This window comes from Vibrio sp. 1874, assembly GCF_033344395.1.
Lineage (GTDB): Bacteria > Pseudomonadota > Gammaproteobacteria > Enterobacterales > Vibrionaceae > Vibrio > Vibrio alginolyticus.
In genome coordinates this window covers 36,529-54,187 of sequence record NZ_JAWPOR010000020.1, presented here as the reverse complement: position 1 = coordinate 54,187, position 17,659 = coordinate 36,529, and the positions used below count along the sequence as shown (strand labels likewise).

General features: G+C 46.3%; 15 protein-coding genes. 8 read left to right on the top strand and 7 right to left on the bottom strand.

Annotated elements, in window-relative coordinates; genetic code table 11:
• Positions 1 to 751: 751 nt before the first annotated feature.
• The 4 genes from R8N46_RS21895 to hemC are packed head-to-tail and all read right to left on the bottom strand — an operon-like array spanning position 752 to position 4,831.
• Positions 752 to 1,933 carry a heme biosynthesis protein HemY gene (locus tag R8N46_RS21895; protein WP_005383375.1) on the bottom strand — a complete coding sequence of 394 codons (1,182 nt, stop codon included), beginning with the start codon at positions 1,931 to 1,933 and terminating at the stop codon, positions 752 to 754.
• Positions 1,933 to 3,144, bottom strand: a complete 1,212-nt coding sequence (locus R8N46_RS21890; RefSeq protein ID WP_054577266.1) for a uroporphyrinogen-III C-methyltransferase — start codon at positions 3,142 to 3,144, stop codon at positions 1,933 to 1,935. The genes R8N46_RS21895 and R8N46_RS21890 overlap by 1 nt, the downstream gene beginning before the upstream one ends.
• A 17-nt stretch (positions 3,145 to 3,161) precedes the next feature.
• Positions 3,162 to 3,890, bottom strand: coding sequence for a uroporphyrinogen-III synthase (locus R8N46_RS21885; RefSeq protein ID WP_005383386.1), 729 nt, complete (start codon positions 3,888 to 3,890; stop codon positions 3,162 to 3,164).
• A 2-nt stretch (positions 3,891 to 3,892) separates the two neighbouring features.
• On the bottom strand, positions 3,893 to 4,831 hold the full coding sequence (gene hemC, locus R8N46_RS21880; protein WP_005383388.1) for a hydroxymethylbilane synthase: 939 nt from the start codon (positions 4,829 to 4,831) through the stop codon (positions 3,893 to 3,895).
• A gap of 346 nt (positions 4,832 to 5,177) precedes the next feature.
• On the opposite strand from hemC, the gene R8N46_RS21875 reads away from it, so the two are divergent.
• On the top strand, positions 5,178 to 7,706 hold the full coding sequence (locus tag R8N46_RS21875; protein ID WP_053350817.1) for a class I adenylate cyclase: 2,529 nt from the start codon (positions 5,178 to 5,180) through the stop codon (positions 7,704 to 7,706).
• 69 nt (positions 7,707 to 7,775) lie between these two features.
• Here R8N46_RS21875 and cyaY read toward each other — a convergent pair whose 3' ends face one another.
• Positions 7,776 to 8,090 carry an iron donor protein CyaY gene (gene cyaY, locus R8N46_RS21870; RefSeq protein WP_005383391.1) on the bottom strand — a complete coding sequence of 105 codons (315 nt, stop codon included), beginning with the start codon at positions 8,088 to 8,090 and terminating at the stop codon, positions 7,776 to 7,778.
• Between the two features lie 74 nt (positions 8,091 to 8,164).
• On the opposite strand from cyaY, the gene lptM reads away from it, so the two are divergent.
• The 7 genes from lptM (at position 8,165) to R8N46_RS21835 (ending at position 15,410) form a co-directional block, all read left to right on the top strand.
• The gene (lptM, locus tag R8N46_RS25765; protein WP_005378746.1) at positions 8,165 to 8,281 is read left to right on the top strand and encodes an LPS translocon maturation chaperone LptM; all 117 of its coding nucleotides are present in this window, start codon (positions 8,165 to 8,167) and stop codon (positions 8,279 to 8,281) included.
• 61 nt (positions 8,282 to 8,342) lie between these two features.
• On the top strand, positions 8,343 to 9,596 hold the full coding sequence (lysA, locus tag R8N46_RS21860) for a diaminopimelate decarboxylase (RefSeq protein ID WP_167415538.1): 1,254 nt from the start codon (positions 8,343 to 8,345) through the stop codon (positions 9,594 to 9,596).
• Between the two features lie 10 nt (positions 9,597 to 9,606).
• Positions 9,607 to 10,437 (top strand): diaminopimelate epimerase, encoded by an 831-nt coding sequence (gene dapF / locus R8N46_RS21855; RefSeq protein ID WP_005378744.1) that lies wholly within the window; start codon positions 9,607 to 9,609, stop codon positions 10,435 to 10,437.
• Complete coding sequence (locus R8N46_RS21850) at positions 10,431 to 11,162, top strand: DUF484 family protein (RefSeq protein WP_017636089.1); 732 nt, start codon at positions 10,431 to 10,433, stop codon at positions 11,160 to 11,162. The genes dapF and R8N46_RS21850 overlap by 7 nt, the downstream gene beginning before the upstream one ends.
• Positions 11,128 to 12,060, top strand: coding sequence for a tyrosine recombinase XerC (gene xerC, locus R8N46_RS21845; RefSeq protein WP_005378742.1), 933 nt, complete (start codon positions 11,128 to 11,130; stop codon positions 12,058 to 12,060). Before R8N46_RS21850 ends, xerC begins: the two co-directional genes overlap by 35 nt.
• An 8-nt stretch (positions 12,061 to 12,068) precedes the next feature.
• On the top strand, positions 12,069 to 12,785 hold the full coding sequence (gene yigB, locus R8N46_RS21840; RefSeq protein ID WP_053350826.1) for a 5-amino-6-(5-phospho-D-ribitylamino)uracil phosphatase YigB: 717 nt from the start codon (positions 12,069 to 12,071) through the stop codon (positions 12,783 to 12,785).
• A gap of 138 nt (positions 12,786 to 12,923) precedes the next feature.
• On the top strand, positions 12,924 to 15,410 hold the full coding sequence (locus R8N46_RS21835) for an EAL domain-containing protein (RefSeq protein ID WP_115386363.1): 2,487 nt from the start codon (positions 12,924 to 12,926) through the stop codon (positions 15,408 to 15,410).
• A gap of 83 nt (positions 15,411 to 15,493) precedes the next feature.
• Here the strand turns inward: R8N46_RS21835 and R8N46_RS21830 are convergent, their stop codons facing one another.
• Both R8N46_RS21830 and R8N46_RS21825 read right to left on the bottom strand, forming a co-directional pair.
• On the bottom strand, positions 15,494 to 16,090 hold the full coding sequence (locus R8N46_RS21830) for a tRNA-uridine aminocarboxypropyltransferase (protein ID WP_033907272.1): 597 nt from the start codon (positions 16,088 to 16,090) through the stop codon (positions 15,494 to 15,496).
• Entirely contained in the window at positions 16,090 to 17,640 is a 1,551-nt protein-coding gene (locus tag R8N46_RS21825; RefSeq protein WP_054577269.1) for a COG3650 family protein, read from the bottom strand. Before R8N46_RS21825 ends, R8N46_RS21830 begins: the two co-directional genes overlap by 1 nt.
• Positions 17,641 to 17,659 lie beyond the last annotated feature (19 nt).

Here is a 17,659-nt window from a genome sequence, read left to right as displayed (position 1 = left end):
GGTTGAAAGCACCGGTCTTGAAAACCGGCATACGTTAATAGCGTATCTAGGGTTCAAATCCCTATCTCTCCGCCACTATTAAGAAGCCTCGCTAGAAATAGCGAGGCTTTTTTCATTTCCGCACATCTTTATTACTCTATCTATGCTTGCCAAAAATCAATTCCATATGCGATCTACTTTTCGACAAAGTAATATTGGGATCGGTATTGGTTGTGACGTTTTGATTTTTGCTAAGAAGTGCAGTTGCCTCTAAAGCTGTTCATCCTCATCACTGCATGCTGTCCCGATAAGGTTGTTGGAGATGCTTTGTTAAGGTGTTGAACCATCTATTGCCTTATCGTTCTCTTAAAGCACTACCATTGCTTCTCTAGCCCCTTTTACCGGATAGACCGAACAAATAAGCATACTAAAATAGCCACTGTTTCACTGATGTATCTTTTTGTTTTGCTCAGTCTAGCGATGCGTGTGCTCTATTGCCTAAATCTAGCTACGTCTTAAAACCATACATCAACAGGCTAAAGTTACGTATTCCTGCATCTTTTAAAATTGTTTTTGGATTCTGCTGGAATGACAGGATCAGAGTAGTCAAAAGAGAAGAGTGAAAGTGAAACGATAGTGAGTTGCTAGGAAGTTGGAAATTACTTGGGAACCAATGAATTTGATAAACATATTGATGTAAGGACTGAAGGGTTAATAGCAGGCAATAAAAAAGCCGACAGGTAAGCTGTCGGCTTGGTTAGGTCATCTTAAGTTAGTCATTCTGTACGAGCGTGAGAGCTTTACGAGAGACTTCGTGAGCAGCTTTGGTTAGATTTTGCTTCTCTAGTGTGTCTGCTAGGAATGCATAGTCAGAGACGTCAGAGCGAAGCTTTAAGGCGATCTCAAAGTGATCCTGGGCTTCTTGCCACTTCTCTTGACGGAAATAGAAGTGCGCTAATGCGCTATGGGCAGCGGCGTTATCCGGTTCTTTCTTCACTACTCCCTCTAAGAAGACCACGACAGGGTGGGTATCTGGCAGATTTAGATCTGGCAGTAGTTGATAAAGCTCTGGGGCTGGTTGTTTTTTTAATGCTTCTTTTAGCACGGTAAAGGCTTCTGCATCAGCTTTTCGTGTGATGAGTTCTCGAGCAAAACAGGCAACGAGGTGTGTGTCTTGTTTCACTTTACGTGAGAGGCTATTCCAATGGGAGATTAGCCCTTCGCTACCCTGTTGCTGCGCTACTTCATGGAGTAAGCCGCACTGCGCCTTTTGAATCAGCTCTGCATGTTCTTCGTCCGAGATGAGTTTTGCTTTGGTTAGTTGTGGCAAGAGGTCAATAAGAGGTTGCCACAACTTTAGCTGCATGTACGTTGTTTTCAGCAAGTTCAATACAATAGAGTTACTCGCATACTGACTTTTTAACGATTGCAAGGTATCGAAAGCGGACTCGAACTCGTTGTCGCGGATAAATTGTTTCGCTCGAGTCAGCTCTACTGCGAGATGGGCGTTCTCTTGTTGGCTCGCTAGCTCTAGATAGTGATCTCGTTTTGCTTTATCACCTTGACCTTGTGCGGCTTCAGAGGCAACTAAGTAGCAAAGCAGCGGCATATCGTGATGATTTGCCCAGCGAGTTACTTTTTTCTCAGCACCTTTCCAGTCACCTTCTAGAAGTTTAATAATGCCTTCATTGGTGTATCGGCGGGAATGGCGCATTTTGCGAACACTGAAGTAGTTCCATGTTGTAGAACTAGCATAAACTAACTTCTTAATCAGGTACTCAAGCAGAAAAAGACCTGCGAGTGCTGCGATAACGAAAACCACTAATGTCGTTACGCTCATCTCGATCGTTTTCTCGGCAATGGAGATGAGTACATAGCCTTGCTGACCAGAAAACTGGGTGCCAACAAATAGTCCTGCGCCTAGTACAACAAATAGGAAAATAAGACGAAACATTACTTATCCTCCATGCCTGTCATCGTTGTGACTTCACGACGTAGGCGTTCACGGATGACATCTGATAGTTGAGACTGACTTTGCAGTTTTGTTGGGTATTCCACTTGAATATTTTGCTGACTTAGCAGGTTAACCGTTTTGTTGAACTCTTTAACGGAATTATCGTCTTGGTTGAAGAAAGCTAATGCCCATTTGTCGGCTGTTTTTAGAGATGTGGTGTAAATTTCACCTTGTTCTTGGTACACCGCTTTTATTGCCGTTTCCAATTTGGCTTTGATGTTTTCTTTCAGGTAAAAGTGTTGCTCAGGAGAAAGCAGTGGAATGACGTTACCATCGCGCGTGCGGAAGGTAATGAAGTTTTCTGAAAAGTCCTTCAAAGAGGTCATTAAGTTATCTTGCCAGTTTGCGATATCTTCAGACACTTCAGTGTTTTCTACGGCTTCAGCTTCAGGTAGCAGTGCATTGGCGAGAGGGAGCTTGTCTACTTGCTGTTGCAGGGCAGTTAAGCGTAGTACCAATCCATCACGGTCAATTAGCGGGATAGTGCGAAGTTTGGTGATATCGTTTGCCATTGCTTTACGTAGTTTGACGAGACTAGGGTCATTCAGCGCTGCAATGCGTTGGTCTGCACTTTCCATCAGTTGAGTCGCGCTTTCTACATCGTGCTCTAAGAACAATTTACGACCGGCTAATTTGACGAGGTAATCGGCTTCCGCCAATAGCCAGTCGTTTGGTCGACGACCTTTCACATCGGCAACGGCGAGCTGTAAGCTTTCAATGCTCTTCTGTTGCTGTCCAAGTACCACTTCCGCTTTGTGTGTCACGGTCGTTGCTTTCTCGATGGTTTCTTCTTGTACCCGGCTGAGCTCTTGCTTCATGGAAGCTTGAGAGCTTTCTAGCTGACTTTTTAGTTGGGCGATCTGCGCTTGGTAATCGGCTTGCTGTTGATGCAGCTTGTACGCGAGGCCACCGCCAAAAATAATCGATAAGATGATAGCGACCGTGCCTAGTTTGACACCGCGTTTGCCTTGTTTTTCTTCAAACTCGATTTTGGTTGGTTCTGCTGTTTTTGGGGGCTCGGCCGCTTGTGGTTGCTCTTTTTTAAGGTCCGCATCCTGCTGCGATGTGGTTTTTTCGACTAGCGGTGCCGATGAGGTTTCTTCGGAAAGGTTTTTATCGTTATTTTTTTGGTCGTTATTTTTACTTGTCATGCCTATATCCTGTGTAGCTAGGGCTGGAGAGCCGCCAGTAATTCTTGGTTAGATGCGCTTCCCGTGCATCTCACGCGAGTGAACCCCCTTTGAATTGCGATGTCAGCGATACGCTGACTGGGGATATACAACTCTTGTTGATTAAGCCAAGTCAATTGCTCCGACGTCAATTGGCTGCACAAATAATCCAGTTGTTCACCACTGGTGACAATAATCTGGTTAATTTGTAGGTTTTTCCATAGTGAGATACAGCTTACTGGATCGAATGGGATGAATTCTCTCTTGTAAGTCTCACTATAGTGAACTTTTGCGCCACGCCTCACCAATGCATCTTTGATCAGCTCTCTTCCGCCGTTACCACGAAGGATAAGAACTTGTTGTTGTGCCACATTGTTGAGCTCTGGCAGTCGCAATAAGTGTTCACTATCACTGACTTGGGGATAGTGTACTTTCTGTTGGGTACATTTGCTTAAATAGTGTGCTGTTTTTTGACCAACGGCAAGGTAAATAGCTTGTTTCGGCCATGACATCCCGTTGCTGGCTAAGATTTGCTGTGCACATTGCACTGCATGTCGACTAACAGCGATAACAATTTGAGCTTGATGTAGATGTTTAGAGAGGTGCGTGTCCGTGAGATCGGCGACAATGTCGATCAGAGGATGGTGATATGCGGAAATGCCGTGCCTTTCGAGCAGAGAGCAAAGCGCGTTGCCTTGCTCTCCCGGCCGAGTGACCAACACTGCCATGGTTATTCGTGATCTGCGTACAGCTTAGTTAGGATTTCACGAGCGCCGTTATCTAGCAGCTCATTGGCTAGCTGCACTCCTAATGCTTCGCCGTCTTTACGATGGCCACGAATTTCACCACGCACAATTTCGCTGCCATCTGGTTCGCCAACTAATGCGCGTAGCCAAATGTTGTCGCCGTCTAGCAGGGCATAGCTGCCGATAGGTACCTGACAGCCGCCTTCTAGCGTAAGGTTCATTGCGCGCTCACACAAAACGCGGTCTACGGTGTCTTGGTGGTTAAGTGGCTCAAGCAGCTTAAGCAGTCTTTCATCGTCAAGGCGGCACTCAATACCGACAGCACCTTGCCCTACCGCTGGTAGTGATTGCTCTGGTTCGATAAAGCTACGAATGCGCTCTTCAAGCTTCAATCGTTTGAGGCCAGCCGCAGCAAGAATGATTGCATCATACTCACCCGCATCTAACTTACCAAGGCGAGTGCCCACATTACCGCGAAGCTCTTTGATGATGATGTCCGGACGATATTCTTTCAGTTGGCATTGACGGCGCAAACTGCAAGTACCAACCACGGCACCTTGAGGGAGCTCATCAATGTGGCTATAGGTATTAGAGACGAAGGCATCACGAGGATCTTCACGCTCACAAATGGTCACGAGGCCAAGGCCTTCTGGGAAATCGACGGGTACGTCTTTCATTGAGTGAACGGCGAGGTCTGCACGTCCTTCTAGCATCGCGATTTCAAGCTCTTTTACGAACAAGCCTTTGCCGCCAACTTTTGCTAGTGGTGTATCTAAAATCACGTCACCTTTGGTCACCATGGTTACTAACTCGACTTCCAAGCCAGGGTGAGCGGCTTGAAGGGCGTCTTTAACAAAGTAAGCTTGCCATAAAGCAAGAGGGCTTTTTCGAGTTGCAATGCGAATCGGTGTGGATTGTGTCATGATCTTCTCAATGCTGTTTGGATTTGGGTTTATCCTACCATTCTCATCAAGAAATGCTTACTGTTAGTTCGTTATCTCTGAAGGCTATGAATGGAATTACATGACGTTATGAAAATAGTGTGACTGGATTCTCAATTAGACTAAGGACTATTATTAGTAATAGGTAATAAGAGCGACACTACCGCGCGATTAATTTTGTGACTAAAGTATGGTTTTGTATCCAGAGTGATACGCGGGCGTGAAGCTTTACCCGCACCAATAAAAGTGTTAAATTGATCACGTTTTTAAGCCGTTTTGGTTTAAAACGTCAGCAGATTTTCGTGATTGTTCAACCAAGGAATTCCCCTTGCAGGCTTACACCCAAAAAATCATCCAGCGACTAGATAATTTGAATCAGCAGCGAGTTGATCGCGCGCTGGCGCTTATGGATTCGCAAAGCCAGCAAGTCTTCCACTTGATTCCTGCCTTGTTGAACTACAACCATCCTGTAATTCCTGGCTATTATGATGCCGATGTCCCGTTTGGTGTGCATGGGCTTGAACTAAATAGCATTCAGCAACAATTCATAGATGATATTCAACTTGCCATTGGTCAGCCGCTCAAGACGGTAGAAAAGCCCGCTATATTGGGTTTGTACACCATGGGCAGTACCTCCTCGATTGGTCAAAGTACTTCCAGTGATTTGGATATTTGGGTGTGTATTTCTCCAGAGATGGATTGTGACGAACGCGAGTTATTGACCAATAAATGCCTACTCATCACGGATTGGGCACAAAGCAAAGGCGTGGAAGCGAACTTTTTCTTAATGGATAAAGAGCGCTTTAGAAGCAATCATTCTGAGGAGATGACAGGTGATAACTGTGGTTCATCTCAGCACTTACTTTTGCTAGATGAATTCTATCGTAGTGCGGTGCGTATTGCCGGACAGCGTTTGTTATGGCAAATCGTGCCGCCAGAAATGGAAGAGTGTTACGACGAGTACGTTTCTCAACTTTGCAGTGATGGTTACATCGACTGTAGTGAATGGATCGACTTTGGTAAATTGAACTGCATTCCTGCTGAAGAATACTTCGGCTCGAACTTGTGGCAGTTATACAAAAGCATCGACTCTCCCTACAAATCGGTATTAAAAGCCATCTTGCTAGAAGCTTACTCGTGGGAATACCCGCATACTCAATTGTTAAGCATCGACACTAAACGTCGTTTCTTTGCCCATGAGCCTGATCTCTATGGCATGGATGCGTACTACTTAATGTTGGAAAAAGTAACCCGTTACTTAGAGCGAATTCAAGACGATACACGTTTGGATTTAGTGCGTCGCTGTTTCTATCTCAAAACCCATGAAAAACTATCTCGTGAGCCGAATGTTGGCTCAGTAGCTTGGCGTCGTGAAGCGCTGAGCGATATGATTGCAAAATGGAATTGGGATGCCAGTGTCGTTGCAGAGCTCGATGACCGCCGTAATTGGAAGGTTGAACAAGTGAAGGTGGTACATCATGCATTGCTGGATGCGTTGATGCAAAGCTACCGTAACTTGATTCAATTTGCGCGTCGTAACGACATCACTTCTGCTATCAGTCCGCAAGACATCAGTATTTTGGCCCGTAAACTTTACGCGGCTTTTGAAGTATTGCCGGGCAAAGTAACGTTACTAAACCCACAGATTTCACCTGATCTGCACGAGCCTGACTTGAGCTTTATCGAAGTGAAAAAAGGGGGAGTGAACAAGTCTGGTTGGTACCTCTATAAACAACCACTTATTGCGCACCGCATTTTGGGGCAACCATATCTAGAGCATCATGAATACTTGAGTAAGTTGGTTGCTTGGGCATTCTTCAATGGCTTGATTACTGAATCGACTCGTTTACATGCCGTGGTACGTGAAGCGCAGCTAGATATTGATAAGTTTTACCAAATGGTGAGCGACTTACGAAATACTTTTGCGTTGCGTAAGCGTCGTCCATCTATGCAGGCGCTAGCGAGTCCTTGTGAAATAAGCCAGCTTGCGATGTTCATCAACTTTGAAAATGATCCGACGTCTGAACTTTCTGGTCGTTCGTTGAAAGTGGATGTTAAGAACACCGATATTTTTAGCTTTGGTCCAGAACATAAAAATTTAGTCGGCAGTGTTGACCTTGTTTACCGTAACTCTTGGCATGAAGTGCGTACGCTGCATTTCAAAGGGGAAACGGCGATGCTGGATGCACTGAAAACCATTTTGGGCAAAATGCACCAAGATGCGTTGCCACCAGAATCAGTGGATGTGTTCTGCTATGCGAAGAACATGCGTGGTGTGATGCGCAATATGGTTTACCAGCTTTTAGCTGAATGTATCGACTTACGCTTGAAACCAGTAGAGCAAGAGAAACGTCGCCGCTTTAAAGCGATGCGTCTTGGTAACCAGACTTATGGGTTGTTCTTTGAACGTCGTGGTGTGTCGGTGCAGAAGCTAGAAAATTCCATCGATTTCTACCGCAGCATTTCTACTAACAAACTCAAAGGCTCGCCGCTGTTAATGCTCGATCGTGAGCAAGAATATCAAATGCCGGAAGCGGTGGATGGGTTTGCCAGTGAAGGTCTGGTGCAGTTCTTCTTTGAAGATAACGAAGATGGCTTCAATATTTATGTGTTGGATGAGTCAAATCAAGTAGAAGTGTATCACCAATTTAGTGGCTCCAAAGATGAAATGATTTCGTCTGTAAACAGTTTCTACACGTCGGTAAAAGACGATAGTCGCGTCGCGTCGAAGTTTATTAATTTTAACCTGCCTCAGTACTATCAAATTATTCACCCTGAAGAGGGGAATGCGTATATCATTCCTTACCGTAATGACGGTTGTTCACCGAGTCGCCCGACCAAAACTGTGAACGCGTAATTAAACCCGTATCAATAAACAAAAAGAGCACTTCGGTGCTCTTTTTGTTTTGGTGACGATTGACCAGAATTATGCCCAATCAATGGCTTCGCCTGCGTGCTTTTCACATTCTTGCTTCACCATTTCAAATAGCTCCATACCCGTTTTTGAGCAGGTCCATTTACCTTCAATAAGTTTGAAGTGGAAGCCACCAGATTTGGACGCTAGCCAGATCTCATGCATCGGCTCTTGGCGATTAATGATGATTTGGCTGCGGTCTTCAAATTCCAATGTCATTACGTTGCCAGTGACTTCGTAATCAATGTCTGCGCCTGAATCATCGATGGATTCTTCGATGATTTGCATCTGCGCATCCACCAGTTGATGAAATTCAGTATCGTTCATCCGTCTATCCTATTGCTTTTCCTGAGTGTGGTGCGATTATAGGGGGCATTGATTCAATAATCACGATATGCGAAATGAAAAAATTAGTTACTGTGTTGTTTGTGATGGTTGCCGCGACCTTAGCGGGGTGTGGTCAGTCTGGCTCACTATACATTCCAGATGACACTCAACAGAATGAGCAATCACAATAAATAACCGCACCTTAGGGTGAAATTAGGGTTCAGCAGTCGAATAAAATAAGGGAAGCGAATTTTGGATTACTTCAACTATCAGGATGATGGCCAGCTTTGGGCCGAAGACGTCCCACTTCAAGCTCTTGCAGAGCAATATGGCACTCCTCTTTACGTATATTCTCGAGCCACGCTAGAGCGCCATTGGAAAGCGTTTGATAGTGCTGTGGGTCAGCATCCTCACCTGGTTTGCTACGCGGTGAAAGCCAACTCAAACTTAGGCGTATTGAACACGCTAGCGCGTTTGGGATCGGGTTTTGACATCGTGTCGGGTGGTGAACTTGAGCGTGTGATTGCCGCAGGCGGTGATCCGAAAAAAGTCGTTTTCTCTGGTGTTGGTAAAACATCGGCAGAGATGAAGCGCGCTCTTGAGCTAGGTATCAAATGTTTCAACGTTGAATCTGAGCCAGAGCTAGAACGTTTGAACAAGGTTGCGGGTGAGCTTGGTGTGATTGCGCCAATTTCTCTTCGTATCAATCCAGATGTCGACGCGAAAACACACCCTTACATTTCGACTGGTCTTCGCGACAATAAATTCGGCATTGCGTTTGATCGTGCGCCAGATGTTTATAAATTCGCGCAAAGCCTGCCGAACTTGAATGTGCAAGGTATCGACTGCCACATTGGTTCTCAGCTGACCAATATAGACCCATTTATCGACGCGACAGACCGTTTATTGGCCCTGATTGATGATTTAAAAACACAAGGCATTAACATTCGTCACCTTGATGTCGGCGGCGGTTTGGGTGTGGTCTATCGTGATGAATTACCACCTCAGCCTTCTGATTACGCCAAAGCGTTACTAGGCCGTCTTGAAAATCACCAAGACTTGGAGCTGATCTTTGAGCCAGGCCGTGCAATTGCTGCGAACGCAGGTATCTTGCTAACGCGTGTTGAGTTTTTAAAACATACTGAGCATAAAAACTTTGCGATTATCGACGCTGCAATGAACGACTTGATGCGTCCTGCGCTATACCAAGCATGGCAAGATATTGTGCCAGTTTCACCGCGAAAGGGTGAAGCTCAGACTTACGACTTGGTTGGTCCTATTTGTGAAACCGGCGACTTCTTGGGTAAAGATCGCGCACTCGTTTTGCAAGAAGGTGATCTACTCGCGGTTCGTTCAGCAGGTGCCTATGGTTTTGTGATGTCTTCGAACTACAATACTCGTACCCGAGCGGCAGAAGTGATGGTGGACGGTAAACAAAGCCACTTAGTTCGCCAGCGTGAGGAGCTGACCAGTTTGTGGCAGCTGGAACAGATTCTACCGGAGTAACACACAACAAATGCATTTCCACTTTTCCAAAATGCACGGTTTGGGCAACGACTTCATGGTCGTCGACTGTATTACCCAGAACGTGTTTTTCTCGCAAGACCTGATCCGCCGCTTGGCGGATCGTCATACTGGCGTTGGTTTTGACCAATTGCTTGTGGTAGAGGCCCCTTACGACCCTGAAACTGATTTCCATTATCGGATTTTTAATGCCGATGGTAGTGAAGTTGAACAGTGTGGTAACGGTGCACGCTGTTTTGCCCGCTTTGTTCGCTTGAAGGGGCTGACCAATAAATACAGCATCAGCGTGAGCACCAAGAAAGGAAAGATGATTCTCAACATCGAAGATGATGGGGAAGTGACGGTCAACATGGGCGTGCCAGAGTTTGAACCGAACAAAATTCCTTTCAAAGCGAAGCAAAAAGAGAAAACTTACATCATGCGAGCAGGCGACAATACCTTGTTTTGTGGTGCTGTGAGCATGGGTAACCCGCACGTAGTGACCGTGGTCGACGATGTGGATACGGCAGAAGTGGAAACTCTCGGTCCGCTGCTCGAGTCGCATGAGCGTTTCCCAGAGCGCGTCAACGCTGGCTTTATGCAGGTGATGAGTCGTGACCATATTCGTCTTCGAGTTTACGAGCGAGGCGCAGGAGAGACACAAGCTTGTGGTAGTGGTGCATGCGCGGCAGTCGCGGTTGGGATTCTGCAGGGCTTGTTGGATGAAAACGTTAAGGTTTCTCTACCTGGTGGTGAATTGCGAATTGCATGGCAAGGTCCTGGCAAGCCGTTGTTTATGACCGGACCTACAACGCATGTATTTGATGGTCAATTGTCTTGCTAGTTGAAGAAAAAGGAAACGGTTTGTCTCAAGTAGAAGCAGATGCCTTAACGGCTGAAGTAGTGGCCGAGTACCTCAAAGATCATCCAGACTTTTTTGTGCAACGTCCGGAGCTTGTGGATCGTTTATCTTTCCCACACTCAGACTTAGGCGCGGTATCTTTGGTACACATCCAAATGAATCGCCAACGTCAGCGCATTGAAGAGTTAGAGGAAGAGATCACTACACTAATGTCGCTTGCGGCGAACAATGATCGCACCTTTTACGAATTTATGGATTTGCAGGGGCAGATTCTAAAGTGTGGTGACTTTAAACAAGTCATTCATTCTATCGAAGATAAAGCCAAAGCATTGGGCTTACGTGCGTTTGTTCGATTGTTTAGTCAATGCGACGCATCGATTCAATTGAGTAAGGAAAGTTATCAACGCTTTGCGACCACTCACTTAAATGGCAAAGATGCGTACTTAGGACGTCTTCGCAAAGTGGATCGTGAAGCTTTGTTTGGCAACATGGAAGTGCCGGAAATGGGTTCCTATGTGGTACTGCCGCTCGTGAAACAGCAAACACTGGGCGTGCTTGCTTTTTCTAGTGAAGATGGCGGCCATTTTCAGCCAGATATGGATACCTTGTTTTTGCGTCACCTATCATTAGTAGTGGCACATCTCGCTCAAACACTGGTATGGCAAAGTTACGATGACGACAACTCCCAACACTCCTCTGCCAAATAGTCTGCAAAAGCCTCTTGAGCGCTTCTATGAATTCTTACGAAGCGAAAAGGGGCTTAGCCTACATACTCAGCGCAATTACAAACAGCAGCTAGAAACAATGGCGCAGCACCTAGCTGAAATGGGGCTCAAAGATTGGTCTCAAGTGGATGCTGGTTGGGTGCGCCAATTAGCAGGTAAGGGTATGCGAGAAGGCATGAAAGCCAGCAGTTTGGCAACGCGACTCTCATCGCTGCGTAGCTTTTTCGATTTCCTTATTCTGCGTGGCGAGATGTCGGCTAACCCAGCCAAAGGGGTTTCAGCACCTCGCAAAAAACGCCCGTTGCCCAAAAACCTCGATGTTGACGAAGTGAGCCAATTACTTGAAGTCAACGAGGACGACCCGTTGGCTGTGCGCGATCGCGCCATGATGGAGCTGATGTATGGCGCCGGCTTACGTTTGGCTGAACTGGTGGGTGTGGATGTACGTGACGTACAACTGCGTAGTGGTGAGCTTCGTGTTATTGGTAAAGGCGATAAAGAACGTAAAGTGCCGTTCTCTGGGATGGCAACCGAGTGGGTTGGGAAGTGGCTACGCGTTCGTGGTGATTTAGCCGCTCCAGGTGAGCCCGCCTTGTTTGTATCTAAGCTCGGAACGCGTATTTCGCATCGTAGCGTGCAAAAGCGCATGGCTGAATGGGGGCAGAAACAGTCTGTCGCAAGCCATATTAGTCCGCATAAATTGCGTCACTCATTTGCGACACATATGCTCGAATCAAGCAATAACTTACGTGCGGTGCAGGAGCTTTTAGGGCACGAGAACATTTCGACGACCCAAATCTACACGCACTTGGATTTCCAACATTTGGCGCAAGCCTACGACCAAGCCCACCCACGCGCACGCAAAAAGAACGGGGAGTGAGCCGAAGTATGAAATTTTATCGCCGTATCGAGCCTATTAAGGCAATGACCTTTGACCTAGATGATACCCTCTATGACAACTATCCTGTGATCGTTCGCATGGAGCGTGAGTTGCTATCTTGGCTCAAGCACCATCATCCAGCGGTTGCTCATATGAACAAAGCGGATTGGTTTGCTCTCAAACAGCGAGTTGTGCAGCAACAACCCGAGCTGAAGAGCGATGTCACTTTATGGCGTTTAGTGCAACTTCAGCAAGCCTTCTCCCAAGTAGGCTACGACGAAGACGCAGCACATGCCGCCGCGAAAGCCGCAGTAGACGTTGCGTTGGACTGGCGTAACCGTTTTGAAGTGCCGCAGCAAAGCCTCGATGTACTGGAGGAACTCGCGCAGCACATCCCGTTGGTGGCAATCACCAACGGTAATGTGGATTTAGACCGCATCGGTCTTACGCCTTATTTCCAACAGGTACTTAAAGCAGGACCAGATGGATTGGCGAAACCCGCAACCGATATGTTTACTAAAGCGAAGCGATTCTTGGATATTCCTGCGGAGAATATTCTGCATGTCGGTGATCATCTAACCACGGATGTGCATGGTGCAAAGTTGGCTGGTTTTGCAGCCTGTTGGTTTAATGATATGAATAAAAATGTCATTAACCATTCAAAAACACGTACTTTACCTGATATTGAAATCAATAGTTTGCAGCCGTTACTCACACTTTTTTAATTGCTTTCGCATTAATCCATTCTAATCTCATTTTGTGTCTAGAAAAGCAGCTCAAAGCCACGTAAATTATTCTCTATTAAATAAAAATAGTAACGCCACACGTCGTGGTGAAGATAGTGTTACGGCAGTGGTAGGTCCATGCGAGCTTTTTCAAAACTGGTTCACGATGTCAGTCAACTGAATGACTTTTTAGTCACTTTTCCGACTTCCTCAGATAAACAATATTTAGTACAAATATTGTCGACGCAATCGCGCGAATTTACGACCACACTTGCAGACGCCGTTTTGTCGTCGCTGCCGAATGCTCATGTTATGGGGCATAGTACGCGTAATGTAATTCTGGAAGGGGAGATATTTACCTCTGGTTGCCTAGTGAGTGTGATTGAATTTGAGCAAACCACGCTGACTTCTGCGGTACAAACATACTCTTACTCCCCTGACATTGATGGCGGGGAGCTCAAGCGCTCTCTTCTAATGCAGCATAATTCACAGGTGATCCTCAGCTTTGCTGTGCAAATTGAACGACGTGACTATCCCTTGTTTCAAACCTTCGCCAGTGAAGAAGTAGTGATTTCTGGAGGGTTGGCGCAGAGTATTGACGATGGCTGCTGGGTGCTATATCAAAACCGAGTTTACGATAACGCTGTGGTTGCCGTAGCTTTGCACAGTGATACTTTGAAGCTATGGACTAATGCGTATTCGGAATGGAACCCGATTGGCATGCCACACAAAGTCACTCATGCAAAAGGAACGCGCTTGTATTGTTTAGGTGAGAAGAAAGCGCTGGAAGTATACAAGCGTTACTTGGCGGATGGCCATGACGTGACGCTGAGTCAACTGCTCAGCTTTCCTTTGTATCGAGAAAGCTTAGGGCGAAAGGAAGTTTGTACGGTAACGGAGCTACACGCTGATGGCAGTATGAGCTTCGACAGGCCCTGGTGTCTTGGTGACGAAGTGCAATTTTGCTATAACCATCCCTCGTTAACGCTCGAGCAAGTGCGGCATGGTGTGGTTGAGTTAGCCATGCACCAACCTGAAGTCGTGATGATTTTTAACTGCGCGTCACGGTTAGACTTTATTGACAGCAGCGACGAAGTCCAAGCCTTTAAAGATATTGCGACGACGTTTGGTAGTTACTGTATGGGGGAACTGCATGGTGGTATTGGTCAGCCCGAAATTCTTCATCACAGCCTGACGTATTTAGCGATGCGAGAGGGAGACGAAGTGCAAACATTGAACTTGCCTAAGTCGCCCGTTAGCTCCTCTATTTCACCGTTGTTTAGCTTGATTCGAAATGCGATCGGCGATCTCAACCATATGAACGCGCATATGGGATATCAACTCGATCGCCAAACGCGCAAGTTACAAGAAAGCTATCGACGCGACAGTCGCACGGGGTTACAAAACCGGGTCGCATTGCAAGAGCGGCTGAGTAACATCGATTTGGATGAGCATTTGTTGACTCTAAAGCTACTTAACTTTAGTCATATTAACGAAAAATACGGCTACCGAGTGGGAGATCAATTACTCAAAGATCTCTCAATGCACTTTACGAATCGACTACGAAAGCGTTTCGGCATGCCAACGGCTTTGCAGCTTTATAGTATTGGGGTTGGTGAATGGGCGTTCATATTTAAAGCTGATCAAAGCAGCGAGACCATCAAACAGCACTTTACGCGTTTTGCTGACGCGGTAGAACAAACTAATTTTGAGCCAATTGGCCTACGTGAAATAGATTATCTTTCTATCTCGCTATGCGGCGGCTTAGTGAGTCGCCGAGATTTTCCATCCGCTTCAGTGGATGAGCTCTTACTCAAAGGCATCGAAGCGAGACGCTCCGGTGTACGCAGTAATACTCATATCTGTAATGCGAAAGATATTGAAGTCAGTGAGGATGTGCGTAAAGAGCAACTTGGATGGCTAAGTTGCGTCAGTAGAGCCATTCTCAAACAGAACATCATCACTTATAGCCAACCCATTGTGCATGCTGGTAGCCACAAATTGGCAAGCCAAGAATGTTTGGTTCGTATTCTGGAAGCCGATGGAACGGTGATTGCGCCAAGGCGTTTTCTGCCAATTATCTCTGATACGCATCTTTACACTCGACTAAGTCGGCACATGATTCATTCTACGTTGCATTATATGCGAGATAAGCAAGGTGACTTTTCTATAAACTTATCGCCGCAAGATTTGCTCAGTGATAAAACTTTAATGCTTTTAGAGCATGAAATTAGCCAGCTAAATGACCCAAGGCGAATTGGTTTAGAAGTGCTGGAATCTGAGCAGATCAAAGACTACGGCCGAATGATAGAAGTGTGCAGTCATTTTAGAAGCTTAGGGGCGCGTATCATTGTTGATGACTTTGGGTCCGGTTATTCGAATATCGATGAAATCCTAAAGTTGGAGCCAGAAGTCATAAAGCTCGATGGCAGCTTGATTCGTGATATTGATAAAGACTTAAAACAGCGCAAGATCGCTTCCCAGTTGGTGCGTTTGTGCCAGGTGTTTAACGCGGAGACGGTGGCGGAGTTCGTCCACAATCAGGAGGTGTGTACCATTGCACAAGACATGGGGGTGGATTATTTGCAGGGTTACTATCTTGGCGAGCCGACTCGACTGTTTTAATGATGTTTCACGTGAAACTTCTTGTCGTAAAAAACGCAGCGTAGGCTGCGTTTTTTGTTTGGTTCTTCTACTGAGCTTAATGGTTAACGCTTAAGAGCGTGTCCACTCTTTTCAGCTTGGAACAGAGCGAGGTAATGGGCAAAAAAGCGCTGCATTTGTTGTTGGTTGTTTTGTTCTCCAAGTTGCCCGAGCAAATGTGCAGCGACTTCAAACGTACACAAATTACCTTGTTGTTGGTTGCGTCGCAGCTGATATTGTGAGTCCGCCGACGCAGACAATCCCATAGTAGGGATACCTTCTAACCAACGGCTCTTATTGATCATCTTGCGCGCCTCTTGCCAGGTGGCATCTAAAATAATAAACAGCGGAGTTTTGGTTTGTTGCTGGCTTTGGAGTACCACATGTTCGAGTGTGATACTTTCTTCACAGGGGAAGAGCAACACCGGATACCGCGACGGATCAGCTAATAGAGTGAGCAATTCTGCTGGTGGCTGTTTGCGATCCCAGATTACTCGCTCAATGTTGAGTTGGCACTGCTCTAGTAGCTGGCCGGTATTAGTATCACGCTTCAGTTCATTCGGATGCATTAACAGCAGGATGTTGTGCTCACTGTTAAGTTTCGGCATTAGCGAGCACATACAATTGAATTGAAAACCGCAGGTTGGACACGGTTGTGACATTACAGACGAACTCCTTCGCGCACCGGGCTTATCCCATCAGAGAACAGACGCACACCACTGACTTGGTTCGGCGTTGCCGTTGGCGCCATGCTTGGGTTGAGTGGGTAGCTAACCCCAGTGTATTGCATCACGTGTTGAGCCGCTTTAGCTCCGCCACCGCTGACATTAAAAATCAGATCTCGCCAACCATGAGAGGTTTGTTGGCCGAGCATAATCGGGCTTTGCACTAGTGTAATGCGGCTATTAAAGCGCCATTCCTTTTCGTGATGTTCAAATATTAGCAATGTACAGCCACCGGAACCACACCAATCCAACTGTACCAATAGCTCTTCGTTACCATCGCTGTTGAGGTCGTAAGTTAGCCAACGGTATTGGTTATTGTTGGGGTTGGTTTGATGGATAAAGAAGTAGTTACGCACCGCGGCATCTACTTTTGAATCAAACTCTGCACTAGAAGGGACGTCAGCACTACCGATGGGGTTGTTGGTGCGTTTTTCGGCTGGTTGCATGATGCCTTCATCACGAACGGTGGCAGGATAAAGGACTAAACCACCATCGGCGATTGGGTAGACCAAGTTACCGACTTTTTCTTTGGTCGCTTTGAGCTGATTGCCTTCTCGAGTAAACAGTCGCTCTGACATTAGCCTTTGCTGTTGATGATGCGTCATGACAACTTGAACCTGAGACGGACTTAACTGTTGCCAGTAACCACGCTCGATTAATGGTGCTTGTCCATTGGCGTAACGGTATTTTGTTGTGGCGCTGTGGTCTGGGTTTAAGGTCATTTGTACTTCAAAGCCTTGTGATTGGGTTGAGGTCGCGACATAGGTATTAGCCCAGCCAAGCGTTGCATCGACGTTTGCAGCCATACCACAACCTTGATACGTCTCGCCATCATGTTTTAGTGTTGCTTTCCAGCCATACAAAGAATCGCTCATTGTGTCTGAGCAGAGGTTTTCTGTTAAGCGAAGCTCACCACCTTGCAGTTGATAAGTGCGCTGGCGAGGTTGAAGCTGACTGCTGTTAATCGCTAATTTTGTGGTTTGTTTGCCGATTTGCTGGAATGTTAGTCCATTAGCCTCAAAGCTTGCCGACCAAGAAGGCTCATTACCAAACACGCGAGTTGGTTTGTTTGGTTGCTGACAACGGTTTGGGTTTTCCGTTGTGAGGAAGTTCACTTGTTCCACGACAAAGTTAGCATCGAAATCAGCAGAAAACCCATCGATGCCCGGTGGGTTGAGGTGGCCGATAACCTCGCCATACATAGTCTGGTAAGGCTCGTTATTTAACTGAATTGCTCGTTGCATTTGCTGTGGTGATAGTTGCAACCAATATTGCTTGTCGCTGCCACAAGGCATGATGTATTGGCTCTCGTGACCGACGATCACTTTTCCGCGCAGCATAAAAGTTTGAGGTTGAATGGTTTCAGGCTTATCTAAGGTTGCTGGTGGAGAGGTTGGGTCAGCAGCACCAGATTGTGGCGGCTGTGAACTACATGCTTGCAGAACCAGCAGGGTGGCAAGCGCCACTGGGTTTTTCAAAGCCTTCATGTTATATCTTCCTCATTAT